Source organism: Nocardiopsis sp. NPDC006938 (genome assembly GCF_042869555.1).
GTDB lineage: Bacteria > Actinomycetota > Actinomycetes > Streptosporangiales > Streptosporangiaceae > Nocardiopsis.
This window is the reverse complement of record NZ_JBIAGA010000001.1, coordinates 128,644-140,793: the sequence shown is the minus strand read 5'-3', so window position 1 is coordinate 140,793 and position 12,150 is coordinate 128,644. Positions and strand designations below refer to the sequence as shown.

General features: G+C 73.2%; 12 protein-coding genes and 1 riboswitch. Of the genes, 8 read left to right on the top strand and 4 right to left on the bottom strand.

From position 1 onward, the window contains the following. Positions 1 to 30: 30 nt before the first annotated feature. A riboswitch (FMN riboswitch) is annotated at positions 31 to 161 on the top strand. 115 nt (positions 162 to 276) lie between these two features. The 7 genes from ACFYL4_RS00635 (at position 277) to ACFYL4_RS00605 (ending at position 6,398) form a co-directional block, all read left to right on the top strand. Then, a complete protein-coding gene (locus ACFYL4_RS00635; protein ID WP_387515365.1) occupies positions 277 to 921 on the top strand; it encodes a riboflavin synthase in 645 nt (214 codons plus the stop codon). A gap of 52 nt (positions 922 to 973) precedes the next feature. Next, a complete protein-coding gene (locus ACFYL4_RS00630; RefSeq protein ID WP_357757128.1) occupies positions 974 to 2,260 on the top strand; it encodes a bifunctional 3,4-dihydroxy-2-butanone-4-phosphate synthase/GTP cyclohydrolase II in 1,287 nt (428 codons plus the stop codon). A gap of 65 nt (positions 2,261 to 2,325) precedes the next feature. Continuing rightward, on the top strand, positions 2,326 to 2,799 hold the full coding sequence (gene ribH, locus ACFYL4_RS00625) for a 6,7-dimethyl-8-ribityllumazine synthase (protein ID WP_357757125.1): 474 nt from the start codon (positions 2,326 to 2,328) through the stop codon (positions 2,797 to 2,799). Between the two features lie 70 nt (positions 2,800 to 2,869). Next, positions 2,870 to 3,379, top strand: a complete 510-nt coding sequence (locus tag ACFYL4_RS00620) for a PH domain-containing protein (protein ID WP_387515947.1) — start codon at positions 2,870 to 2,872, stop codon at positions 3,377 to 3,379. Between the two features lie 133 nt (positions 3,380 to 3,512). Further along, on the top strand, positions 3,513 to 4,679 hold the full coding sequence (locus ACFYL4_RS00615; protein WP_357757120.1) for an XdhC/CoxI family protein: 1,167 nt from the start codon (positions 3,513 to 3,515) through the stop codon (positions 4,677 to 4,679). A 164-nt stretch (positions 4,680 to 4,843) separates the two neighbouring features. Then, complete coding sequence (locus tag ACFYL4_RS00610) at positions 4,844 to 5,416, top strand: NTP transferase domain-containing protein (RefSeq protein WP_387515945.1); 573 nt, start codon at positions 4,844 to 4,846, stop codon at positions 5,414 to 5,416. Positions 5,417 to 5,546: 130 nt separating this feature from the next. Further along, positions 5,547 to 6,398: an SAM-dependent methyltransferase gene (locus ACFYL4_RS00605; protein WP_387515362.1), complete on the top strand. Its 852-nt coding sequence runs from the start codon at positions 5,547 to 5,549 to the stop codon at positions 6,396 to 6,398. On the opposite strand, the gene ACFYL4_RS00600 is transcribed toward ACFYL4_RS00605, so the two are convergent. The 4 genes from ACFYL4_RS00600 to ACFYL4_RS00585 all read right to left on the bottom strand — a co-directional run bounded on the left by ACFYL4_RS00600 (position 6,399) and on the right by ACFYL4_RS00585 (position 11,446). Next, positions 6,399 to 7,388 (bottom strand): aldose 1-epimerase family protein, encoded by a 990-nt coding sequence (locus ACFYL4_RS00600; protein WP_387515360.1) that lies wholly within the window; start codon positions 7,386 to 7,388, stop codon positions 6,399 to 6,401. 42 nt (positions 7,389 to 7,430) lie between these two features. Then, positions 7,431 to 10,181: a serine/threonine-protein kinase gene (locus ACFYL4_RS00595; RefSeq protein WP_387515943.1), complete on the bottom strand. Its 2,751-nt coding sequence runs from the start codon at positions 10,179 to 10,181 to the stop codon at positions 7,431 to 7,433. 253 nt (positions 10,182 to 10,434) lie between these two features. Then, complete coding sequence (locus ACFYL4_RS00590; protein ID WP_387515941.1) at positions 10,435 to 10,692, bottom strand: DUF2470 domain-containing protein; 258 nt, start codon at positions 10,690 to 10,692, stop codon at positions 10,435 to 10,437. A 211-nt stretch (positions 10,693 to 10,903) separates the two neighbouring features. Next, positions 10,904 to 11,446 (bottom strand): YceI family protein, encoded by a 543-nt coding sequence (locus ACFYL4_RS00585; RefSeq protein WP_357757109.1) that lies wholly within the window; start codon positions 11,444 to 11,446, stop codon positions 10,904 to 10,906. A 162-nt stretch (positions 11,447 to 11,608) separates the two neighbouring features. Between ACFYL4_RS00585 and ACFYL4_RS00580 the strand changes: the two genes are divergently transcribed. Beyond that, positions 11,609 to 12,058, top strand: a complete 450-nt coding sequence (locus tag ACFYL4_RS00580) for a MarR family transcriptional regulator (RefSeq protein WP_357757106.1) — start codon at positions 11,609 to 11,611, stop codon at positions 12,056 to 12,058. The last annotated feature ends 92 nt before the right edge of the window (positions 12,059 to 12,150 follow it).

Here is a 12,150-nt window from a genome sequence, read left to right as displayed (position 1 = left end):
GATAGGATCGTGTCGTTAGACAACAGTCAAACGCGTGCTCCGGGGTCGGTGAAAGTCCGAACCGGCGGTGACAGTCCGCGACCCGGTCGATTCCATCGACCGGTTGAACCGGTGGAATTCCGGTACCGACGGTGAAAGTCCGGATGGGAGGCAGTGCGCGTTGGGGCGGTCCGAGCCGTGCCGTTCCTCGGTGACGGCTCCGTGGTCCGTTCCTGTCGTGGACCCGTGTTCCACACCCTTTTCCCCGGAGCCGTGCCAGGCGAAGGGATGTAGGGCGTGTTCACCGGAATCGTCGAGGAACTCGGCAGGGTCGTCTCCGTCGCGGCCGCCGGAACCAGCGGTGAGGCCGTCCTGCTCACCGTGGACGGCCCCCTGGTCAGCTCCGACGCTGGTCGGGGCGACTCCATCGCGGTCAACGGCGTGTGCCTGACCGTCGTCGAGCTCGGTGAGGGCACCTTCACCGCCGACGTGATGAAGGAGACCCTGGACCGCTCCTCCCTCGGCGCCCTCGTCCCGGGCTCTCCCGTCAACCTCGAACGCGCCGCGCGCAGCGACGGCCGCCTGGGCGGGCACATCGTGCAGGGCCACGTCGACGGCACCGTCACCCTCCTGTCCCGCGATCCCGGTGACAACTGGGACGTCCTCCGGTTCGGCCTGTCCCCGAGGCTGTCCCCCTACGTGGTCGAGAAGGGCTCGATCACCGTGGACGGCACCAGCCTCACCGTGTCAGCGGTGAGCGCCCCCGGCGCTGACGAGGAGTTCTTCGAGGTCAGCCTCATCCCCGCCACTCTCGAGGCCACCACCCTGGGCGGCCTGGCGGTGGGCGCCACCGTGAACATCGAGGTGGACGTCATCGCCAAGTACGTGGAGCGCATCACCGCGGTCTCCCTCGCCCGCGCTCAGGACGGCACCCGCTCCTAGCGGGCCCCACCACCCACCCCGAACCACCCACGACGCACCTTCAGGAGCGGGCATGACCGTCACCGACACCACCCCGGCCGCCGACACCGGACAGGCCGTCGTCCTCGACCGCATCGAGGACGCCATCGCCGAGTTCGCCCAGGGCAGGGCCATCGTGGTCGTGGACGACGAGGACCGCGAGAACGAGGGCGACATCATCTTCGCCGCCGAACTCGCCACCCCCGAGCTGTTGGCCTTCATGATCCGCTACACGTCCGGCGTGGTGTGCGTGCCCATGGAGGGCGAGGACCTGGACCGCCTGGACCTGCCGCTGATGACCGCGCGCAACGAGGAGAGCCTGCGCACCGCCTACACGGTGACGGTCGACGCCCGCGAAGGGGTCAGCACCGGCATCTCCGCCGCGGACCGGGCCCGCACCATCCGCCTGCTCGCCTCCGACGACAGCCGCCCCGTGGACTTCGTGCGCCCGGGCCACATCCTGCCGCTGCGCTCCCGCCCGGGCGGTGTCCTGGCCCGCCGGGGCCACACGGAGGCCTCCGTGGACTTCGCCCGCCTGGCCGGTCTGCGCCCCGCGGGGGTGCTCGCCGAGGTGGTCAACGACGACGGCACCATGGCCCGTCTGCCCCGCCTGCGGGAGTTCGCCGACGAGCACGGCCTGAAACTGGTGTCGGTGGAGCAGCTGGCCGCACACCGCGCCTCGCTCGGTGACACCCTCACCGAGGACCAGGCCCGGCCCGCGCTGGTGACGCGCATGGTGGAGACCCGTATGCCCAACCGGCACGGCGAGTGGCGGGCGGTCGGTTTCAAGGGCACCGCCGACGGCGCCGAGCACGTCGCCCTGGTCCTGGGCGACCTGTCCGGCGGCGAGGACGTCCTGGCCCGTCTGCACTCGGAGTGCCTGACCGGCGACGCCTTCGGCTCCCACCGGTGCGACTGCGGCGCCCAACTGGACGCGGCCATGGAGGCCGTCGCCGAGGAGGGGCGCGGCGTGATCGTCTACATGGGCGGCCACGAGGGCCGCGGGATCGGGCTCCTGCACAAGCTGCGCGCCTACCGCCTCCAGGACGAGGGCGCGGACACCGTCGACGCCAACCTGGACCTCGGTCTGCCCGCCGACGCGCGCGAGTTCGGCGCCGGTGCGGCCGTGCTCGCCGACCTCGGGGTCGTCTCGGTGCGGCTCCTGTCCAACAACCCGGCCAAGGCCGAGGGGCTGGAGCACCACGGTGTGCGGGTGAACGAGCGGGTGGCCATGGCCTCCTTCGTCACCGACGACAACCTCTCCTACCTGCTGACCAAGCGCGACCGCATGGGTCACGACCTGGCCGGTGTGGCGCGGTAGGCCCCGCCCGCCCCGCCCCCCGTTCCACCCCCCACACCCGTACACACCATCACGAAAGGCCGGTCATGAGCGGCACAGGACGTCCGGACGAACACCAGGTCGACGCCTCGGGGCTGTCGGTGGGCCTCGTCGTCACCCGTTGGAACGAGGCGATCGTCGAACCGATGCTCGCCAACGCGCTCGCGGTGGTGAAGGCCTCGGGCGCGGCCGAGCCCGTGGTGGTGCGGGTCGCCGGGGCCGTGGAGATCCCGGTGGTCGCCCAGGAGCTGGCGCGCAAGCACGACGCGGTGATCGCGCTGGGCGCGGTCATCCGCGGCGGCACCCCGCACTTCGACTACGTGTGCCAGTCGGTCACCCACGGGCTCACCGAGGTGGCCCTGCGGGAATCCACCCCCGTGGGCAACGGTGTGCTCACGTGTGACACCCTGGAGCAGGCGCGTGACCGCGCCGGACTTCCGGGGAGCGTCGAGGACAAGGGCGCCGAGGCCGCGCTGGCCGCCCTGGACACGGCGGTCGCGTTGCGCGGACTGCGTCGCTGATCCCACCCGCCCGGGGCGCGCCCGCGCGTGGCCGACGGTGATCGGGGAGAGCCACGCCTTGGGCGCGTGGATGAGGGAGCAGCTGGTGCGGACGAGGGAACTACCTGTGGACGAGGTTTCGGGCGAGACGACCCTGCCGAGGACCTGGCGGCCCCGCGCGGTGCGCCTGGTGGCCTACGGCCTGGGCCTGTTGATCGTGGCGACCATGGTCGTGCTGGCGGTGATCCTGCCGAGTGAGTGGCGGGTGATGGACCGGTTCCTGGTCGTCCTGTTGGGGCTGGCGGTGGCGGCCGGGCTGCACATGCTGGGCCGTCCCCGGCTGGTGGCCACGGAGCGCGACGTGGTGGTCGTCAACGGCATCCGCACCCACCACCTGGCCTGGCCGGAGGTTCTGGACATCCGGATGCCGGTGGGGGAGCCGTGGCCCTGCCTGGACCTGTCGGACGGAACGTCGCTGCCGGTGATGGGTATCCAGAGCACCGACGGCGAGTACGCCCGTCGGGGGCTGGAGGAGTTCCGGTCGCTGCTGGGGCGGGGGGAGGGCCGCGAGCCCGAGTCCCCCGGCGGCGCGCGTTCGTAGGTGCGACCGAATCGGGCCCCCGTTTCCTGGAGGAACGGGGGCTCTTGCGTGTTGCGTGGGGCACATAGGTTGGTACCAGGGCCCATGAGCGGACCGCCGCCGTCCGCGTGGGGAGTCGTGGAAGAGGTGCCGCGTGCGAGATGTCCGAGCGAGCGTGTCCGAGCTGTACGCCTCGGGTGAGGTCTTCGCGGTGGCCACGGTGATCGACACCTTCAAGAGCGCACCGCGTGGCGCGGGGGCGGCGATGGTCGTGAGCGCCTCCGGCGAGGTCGTCGGCAGTGTGTCGGGCGGCTGCGTGGAGGGGGCCGTCTATGAGGAGGCCCTGGAGGCGATCCGCACCGGCGCACCGGTGCGCCGCACCTACGGTGTCGGTGACGACGACGCGTTCGGCGCGGGGCTGACCTGTGGTGGGACGCTGCACATGTTCGTCGAGCCGGTCAGTCGCGCGACCTATCCCCAACTGGGCGCGGTGCTCGGGGCGGTGGACGAGCACCAGCCGGTGGCGGTGGCCACCGTCGTGGCCGACCCCTCCGACGCCTCCAGGGTGGGCCGCCGCCGGATCGTGTGGCCCGGTCACGCCGAGGGCGACCTGGGAGAGGGCGGCGAGCGCCTGGCCGCGGCGCTGGACGACGACGTGCGCGGCATGCTCGCGCAGGGCGGTACGGGGCTGCTGCACTACGGTGTGGACGGCCAGCGGCGCGGCGACGAACTGGAGGTGTTCGTCCAGTCGTTCGCCCCGGCCCCCCGCATGCTGGTGTTCGGCGCGATCGACTTCGCCGCGGCCGTCGCCGACCTCGGCTCCTACCTGGGGTACCGGGTGACGGTGTGCGACGCCCGTCCCGTGTTCGCCACCGCCAAGCGGTTCCCGACCGCCGAGGAGGTGGTGGTGAAGTGGCCGCACGTGTACCTGGACGAGGTCGCCGACGAGATCGACGCGCGGACCGCGATCTGTGTCCTCACCCACGATCCCAAGTTCGACGTGCCGGTGCTCAGGCGGGCGTTGGCCACGGGCGCGGGGTACATCGGCGCGATGGGTTCGCGGCGTACGCACGAGGACCGTCTGGAGCGGCTCCGTGAGGCCGGGGTGGAGGAGGCGGCGTTGGAGCGCCTGCACTCGCCGATCGGTCTCGACCTGGGGGCGCGCACACCGGAGGAGACGGCGGTGTCCATCGCGGCGGAGCTGGTGCGCAGCCGGTGGGGTGGCACCGGCCGGGCGTTGAGCCGGACCCGGGGCAGGATTCACCACGACACGCCCGCGGTGCCGCTGGTTCCGGCCGGATTCGGCCAGACCCAGGGGTGATCCGAAACCCGTCCGGTGGTGAAGTGCCAGGTCGGAGCGGTGGTCCGGGTTCTGGCTGCGCGGCGGTGCCGGTGACCTCGTCCAGGCGGCCCACCCGGAGACCCCGTCCGTGGCATCATCGCGTCATGGACACGGGGGAGCGAGGGGACGAGCGTTCGGGTGCGGTGGCGGGCCTGCTGTTGGCGGCGGGTTCGGGCAGCAGACTCGGCCGCCCCAAGGCCCTGGTCGAACTCGCCGGCGAACGTCTGGTCGACCGCGGGGTGCGCACCCTCTCCGAGGGCGGTTGCGCCCCGCTGCTGGTGGTCCTGGGAGCCGCCGACACGTCCGTGACCGGCGCCCTGACCGTGCGCAACCCGGACTGGGAGACGGGCATGGGCTCCTCGGTCCGTGCCGGTATCGACGCCGTGCCGGGCACGGCCGACGCACTCCTGATCGCCCTCGCCGACCAGCCGTTGGTCACGCCCGAGGCGGTCCGGCGCCTGGTGGAGGCCTACGAGCAGGGCGCGCGAGCGGCGGTGGCCACCTACCACGGAAACCCGCGCAATCCGGTACTGCTGGGGCGGGAACACTGGTCCACGGTCTACTCGATGGCCCAGCGCGACGTGGGCGCCCGACCCTTCCTGCGCGCCTACTCCCACCTGGTCACGACGGTGTCCTGCGACGACGTCGCCAGCCCGGAGGACATCGACACCCAGGAGGACCTGGCCCGGGTCACGGAGATGTTCGGCGGGGTGTGAGTCCGGGTTCGCGTAAAGTGGTCCCCATGTCCTCCTGAACGCGTGCCCACCCCTTCCGCCCACCGCCCCAGCGCCGCCGCTCCCGCGTCCGCGCGCCGGTGGTCCCGCACGTGACCCCGAGGAACCCTCAGTGAACCCCGTCTACGCCGCGCTCCGCGCCATGTCCGAACGCCCCGAGCCCTACGCCCGAGTCAGCACCGCCGACCTGTGGACCGATCCGCACGTCTCCACGCGGATGCTCCGCCACCACCTGGACCCGGAGGTCGAAGCCGCCTCCCACCGGACCGAGTTCGTCGACCGTTCCGTTGACTGGATGGTGGAGCGCTTCGCCCTGGGGCCGGGTGCCCGCGTCGCCGACCTCGGCTGCGGACCCGGGCTGTACACCACGCGACTCGCGCGCGCCGGGGCGAGCGCGCTGGGGGTGGACTTCTCTCCGGGATCGGTGGAGTACGCCGAGGACACCGCGCGCCGGGACGGGCTCGACGCCCGTCACCTGTGCCGCGACTACCTGGAACTGGACCTGGACGAGCGCTTCGACCTGGTCGTGATGGTGATGCGTGACTACTGCGCCATGTCCCCAGCGGACCGGGCCCGGCTGCTCGACGTGGTGCGCCGCCACCTGGCGCACGGCGGGTCCCTCCTGTTCGACGTGGACGCCGAACCGGCGCTGGAGCGGGTTCGGGAGGGGCGGACGTACGCACCGAACCTGATGGACGGGTTCTGGTCCGCCCGCCCCTACCACGGCTTCCGGCACACCTTCCGCTACGACGACGAACGGGTGAGCGTGGACCGCTACACCATCGTCACGGAGGACGGGATACGGGTGTTCCACACCTGGGTCCGCTACTTCACACCCGACACGCTCGCCGCCGAGCTCACCGCGGGCGGGTTCGTCGTTGAGGAGGTCCTCGGTGACCTCACCGGTGCGCCCTACGACCCGGCCTCGGGGGAGTTCGCCGTGCGGGCCCGGCCGCTCGACTGATCAGGCCGGCGGTTCGGCGAGGATGCCGAAGGAGTGCTCCACGCTCGCACCCGGGGCCAGGACGATCAGGTCCGTGCCGCTGTTGAGGGCGTCGGGCGGGCAGGTCATGGGTTCGGCGGCCAGGTGCGCCCGGTGGAGTTCGCCGCCGAGCGAGTCGGAGCTGAACAGTTGGAGCCACCCGTAGCCGGGCCCGGACCACAGGCTCACCCGGTGATCGGGGCCGCTCAGACGCACCCAGGCCCGGCCGTCGGCGTCGCGGTCCAGGTCGGTGAAGGCGGTGTCCAGCTCGGTGGCGCCCGGGTCGCGGCCGGGCGGGCGCAGGTCGAACCCGGTGCCGGCCACCGGGACCGGGTCGCCCACCGGCAGCAGCGACGCGTCGGCGGGCTGGCGGCTCCGTGCGGTGGCCTCCAACCGGACCTCGCCTCGTTCGACCAGGTCCCGCAGGGGGGCGCCCAGCGTGAGGTAGGGGTGGAAGCCCAGACCGTACGGGGCGTCAGTCCGGCCGGCGTTGCGCGCCGTGACGGTGACGGTGAGCCCGGGAGCCGGGGCGTCCGGCGGGCTCAGGTGGTAGGCGGCGGTCAGCTCCAACGGGAACGGGTAGCCGGGGGTGCCGGGGAAGTCCAACCGCAGGGTCACGTCCTTTTCGGAGCGCTCCTGAGTGGACCACGCGACCTCGCTGACCAGGCCGTGGATGGCCGAACCGGTCTCGGGGTCGTTGACGTCCAGCACGTACTCGGTGCCCTGGAAGGTGTAGCGGGCTCCGCCCACCCGGTTGGGCCAGGGCGCGAGCAGCTGCCCCTGGGAGGCGATGGGGCCCGACTGCCGGGTGTAGGGCCAGACCAGGTCGCGGCCCCGCCACGTGAGTGCCTGCAACCCGGCTCCGGTCCGGTCCACGCGCGCCCGGTACTCCCCGGCACGCAGCTCGAACACCTCAGCCACCCGTCCACCCTTCTCCGCCTGGCCCGGCACGGCGCCGAACCGGGAGATCATAGCGTGTCCGGCGCCTCACCAGGGGTGTCGGCCCGCCGACGCTCAGCCCAGCAGTCCGTCCAACGGGATGAGCACGCCCGACCCCAGGGCCAGCAGCCCCGTGGACAGCACCACCACGAGCATGAGCAGTGATCCCGCCACGGCCAGGCGGAAGGCGCCGAGGCGGCGCCGGGCCTTGACCGTGGACCTGGCGGCGGTGCGCCCCAGCACGAACAGGGCGAAGGAGAGCAGTACCGGGAACCACCACGCGGAGCCGATCCCGCCGGGCAGCAGGTCGGTCAGCGCGGCGGCGCCGTCGGTCAGCGGGTTGTCGCCGAACTCCAGCAGACCCGTGTAGGCGTCGGTCACGAACGCGCTCTCGGGGAAGAAGCCCTCCCCGGGGCGCAGGGCCCGGCCCAGGCCGTCCACCAGGCCCACCAGGGCGGCGGGGTAGGCGAACCGGCGGCAGCGGCCGGCCCGCATCGCGCGCTGGATCTGTCCCATGGTGCGCTCGACGCGTCGCGACGCCCGTTCCTGCTGGCGACGCTCCTTGGCGGTCGCGGGCTCCTGCGGCCGGGTGGGGTCGCCGGGCAGCGCCGGGTTGTCGGGCCGGGTGGCGGCCGCGCGCCGCTGCCGGGCCGTGCCCACCCTCTCCCGTGCGCCCTCCCAGCGCGCCCGCGCCGACCCGGCCAGCGCGGCCCAGCGGTCCTGGCGGCGGGCCCGGCCGTCGGCTCGCTCGCGCTCGGCGATGGAGCCGCCGATCCGGGCGGCCTCGGGCAGGAGCAGGAGGGCCGTGAGTGTGGCTCCCCGGCTGGCCAGCGGGTCGCCGCCGTCGCGCAGGGCGAGGCGGCGCTGCTCGGACCACCAGGGCGCGCTCGGGGCGGCGCTGCGCTGCTGGGGGTGCCAGGACTGGCGGCGCAGCAGGGAGCGGTGCTGGGCGACGGTCTCTGGCGAGAGCACCAGCTCCACGGCTCGCGCCCAGGTCGAGTCGATCTCGTGGGTGGCGGGGTGCCGGGGGGCGTCCGGGTCGCGGGCGGTGTCGGGGCGCGCGTCCACCACGCGCTCCAGGGTCTGCTCGACCCGTGCCATCAGCAGCGGCACCTCGTGCTGGACCCGTTCCAGCCGGGCGCAGCGCCCCGACCCCCCGGAGCGGCACTCGGGGTGCGGGCACCAGTGCTGGGCGCCCAGGCCCACGGCCCCCGACGCCACGGCCTCGCGCACCACCGCGTGGCGGCTGGCGTCACCCGAGGCCAGGGCCAGGAGCCCGTCAGCGCTGATCTCGTGACCCCGGAACCGGGGCGGCATCCCCGGTACGTAGCGGGCGGCCAGGGCGCTGATCGCGACGTGCGCGAGCTCGGGGCGGCCCTCCAGCCCGGTCAGATAGGCGCGGTCGAAGGTGTAGTCGTTGACCTCGCGGTCCAGCCACGTGCGGAGCTCGGACCAGTGGCTGCGCAGCCACATCGCCCCGGTGTCGGAGCGGTCCAGCAGGTCGAAGGCGAGGCTGGGCGGGTCCTCGTGGGAGGTCCCCGCGAAACTGATGGGGCGTCGGCGGCTCGCGGTGCGGATCGGCGGTCGCTCGCCCGCCAGCCACGCCGCGACCTCCTCGTACCCCCAGCGCGCGGAGGGGGCCAGGGTGAGCAGGCCCCGGGCGAGCAGGCGCCAGCGGTCGTCGGTGACGGCCGAGACGTCGACCTCGGTGTTGCGGGCGGTCAGCCAGTTCCCGCCGCGGTCGGGGCGGCGGCCGGTGGTGATCTCGTGCACCATGACGCCCAGCGACCACCAGGCGGCGGGGGCCTCCCGGCGGCCCTCCACCACCTCGGGGGAGGCGTAGGCCTCGGTGACGGCCTGGCTGCCGTAGACCCGGCTCATGGTGGCGCGCACGGCCCCGCCGAAGTCGGTGAGGGCGACCACCGGCGGGTCCAGCGAGCGGACGAGCAGGTTCTCGGGCTTGACGTCGGTGTGGTTGTGCTGGAGTTCGCCCTGCCAGTGGTGCAGGCAGTCGGCGACGGCGCGGACCACGGCCCGGGCGCCCTCGTCGTCCAGGGGGGCCTGGTTGATGACCTCGCGCAGGGTGCCCAGGGAGAAGTACTCCTGGGCCTCCCAGGCCAGGTCCTCGCCCCAGGAGCTGGCGGCGGTCCCGTACCCCTGGATGGCCGGGGTGTGCGGGGAGGCGGTACCCCGGGCGCGCAGGCGGTCCAGGAGTTCGCGGTTGATGTCGTGACCGGGCCGGTACACCTTCAGGGCCAGCCGCCGTCCGGGTGCGTCGGCGGGTTCGGCGAGGTAGACCACGGCCTCGCCGCCCGCGCCGATGTGGTCCAGGACCTGGTAGCGGCGGCGGAGTTCGGCGGGTACGGCGTAGTCGAGGTCGCCCGCGGGTCCCACGACCACGCGGGAGACCAGGCGGGCCATCCAGTCCAGGAGAGGACCGAGGAGGACGCGCCACCAGGGGGCGGGTGCTCCGGGCCCGTTCGCTCCGGGGCCGGTGCGGCCCCCGCCGGGACGGGCGGTGGGGGAGGGCGGCGGCTGGACCCGGGTGCCGTCGACGGGTGCGGCCGCGGGGTCGGGGCCCGCGGGCAGGACCGTGGTGCGGTCCGTACCGGACGGCGTCGGCGGGACGACGCGGGTGGCGGCCTCGTCGGGGGCGGGCAGGGGGACCGGGCGGGCCCCAGGCCCGGGTGGCGGTGACGCTCCTGGTCGGAACACGCGTGTGACCCAGCGCGTGGGGCCCGTGGGCGGGCCGTGCTGCCCGGAGGGCGCGGTGGGGTCGATCCGTTGGGTCGGTGCGTTCTCGTCACCGGGGTCGGGCGTGACCATCGAGGCCGGAGCCATCCTTCGGATAGGAGGTCGTCTGCGGGTGTCCGGGAAGCTCGCCGTGGCGGGGCGGACCCCTCCAGGTTAGGTCGTGCGCGGGCCCGGTCGGGGCGTCGGGAGCCCGCCACTGACCGGGTGCGCGGACGACGTCCTCCCCGTCACCTCCTGGGACTCCGGCGGGGGCGTCGCGGTTCCGGTTCCGTCGCGTTCTCCCTGTCGGCTCCGGGCGCGGCCCGCGCGGTGCGCGCGGGCCGGTTCAGTGCTGTCCGCGCGGGGTGGTGCCGAGCGCGGCGCAGGCCTCCTGGTACATGCGGACCACCTCGACGCGGATCTGCGCGCGCTCGGTGAGCGGCGCGGACCAGGGGATGCGTACGGTCTCCTCGGTGCCGTCGACGGTCACCGCGTAGTCGCCGCCCTCCCGGTCGAGACCGGTCATGCGTGCCGAGGTGGCCTCGGGGCGCCCGCCCAGGGCGCGGCAGATGACCAGGGTGTCCTCCGGGTGGTCGCCGTTCATGTGCGCGGTGACGGCGGTGACGACCTCGGGGGCGAAGGGTTGGGGCTGCACGGTGCTCCTCCTGCGGTCCGGGACCGGCCGGTACGTACGAGACGGGGGAGGGTCGTTGGACCCTCCCCCGTCGACGATATCCGAGCCCTCACCGGCTTGACGACGGAGTGTCGTCAAAACCCCCGGGTCGGGGCGCCGTTCCGGCCGGAGCCGGTGCGGCTCAGGCCTCTCGGGTGAACTCGGCGTCGATCTCGATGGAGATCTTGTCGCCGACGACCACGCCGCCGCCGTCCATGGGCATCTCGATGTCGACGCCGAACTTCTTGCGGCTGATGGTGGTGGTCGCGGCGAACCCGGCGCGGTCCAGGCCGTAGGGGTCGACCGTGGAGCCGTTGAACTCCAGGGCCAGCTCGACCGGGTGCGTGTTCTTCTTGATGGTCAGGTCGCCCTTGAGGACGAAGTCCTCGCCGCGGGCCTCCAGGCCGGTGGAGCGGAAGCTGAACTCCGGGTGGTGGTCGGCCTCGAAGAAGTCGTTGGACCGGATGTGGTTGTCGCGGTCGGCGTTGTCGGTGTTGATGGAGCTGGCGTCGATGCTCGCCTCGACGGAGGACTGGGTGGGGTCCTCGGGCACGGTCAGCGTGGCGTCGAACCTCTCGAAGCGGCCGCGCACCTTGCTCACCATCATGTGGCGGACGGAGAAGCCGACGATGCTGTGCGCGGCGTCGATCTTCCAGGTGCCGGGCTTGAGTTCCTGAGCGGCCATGGTGTCTCTCCCTGTGTGCGGACGGCCTCGGTCGAGGGCCGTTCTCCGAGTTGTTCCCTGACTGGCAACAAACTACCCGAGAAGTATCTTCCTGGGAAGTAGTTTAGGTGTTCGTTCTCGAACACGCAAGGGCCACGGGGGTCCACGCCCTAGAATCGAGCCATGGAGAAGGCCTGGCTCGACGCCGACGAACAGCACGTCTGGCGCGGTTTCCTGCGCATGAACGCCTGGATCTACGACGAGCTCGAACACGACCTGCGGACCCGCGACGGTCTCACCCTCATCGAGTACGGCATCCTCGCCCACCTCTCCGAGGCCCCCGACCAGCGCATGCGCATGCGCGACCTGGCCGAGTCCGTCATCGTCTCCAAGAGCCGCCTGTCCCACCAGGTCGCCCGCCTCGAACGCGACGGCCACGTGCGCCGGGAGAGCTGCGCCGACGACCGGCGCGGGCTGTGGGCGGTCCTCACCGACGACGGGGTCGCCGCCCTGCGCGAGGCCGCCCCCGGACACGCCACCCGGGTGCGGGCGCTGATGTTCGACCGTCTCAGCCCGGAACAGGTCGGCCAGCTCAGGGGGATCGTCGCCACCCTCGGCGGCACGCGGCCCTAATCCAGCCCGAACTCCCCGAAACCGCCGTCCCCCGGGCGCGACCCTGCCAGGCTGGTACCCGGGGCGGGCCGCCGAACGCGCGCACCCCCGCG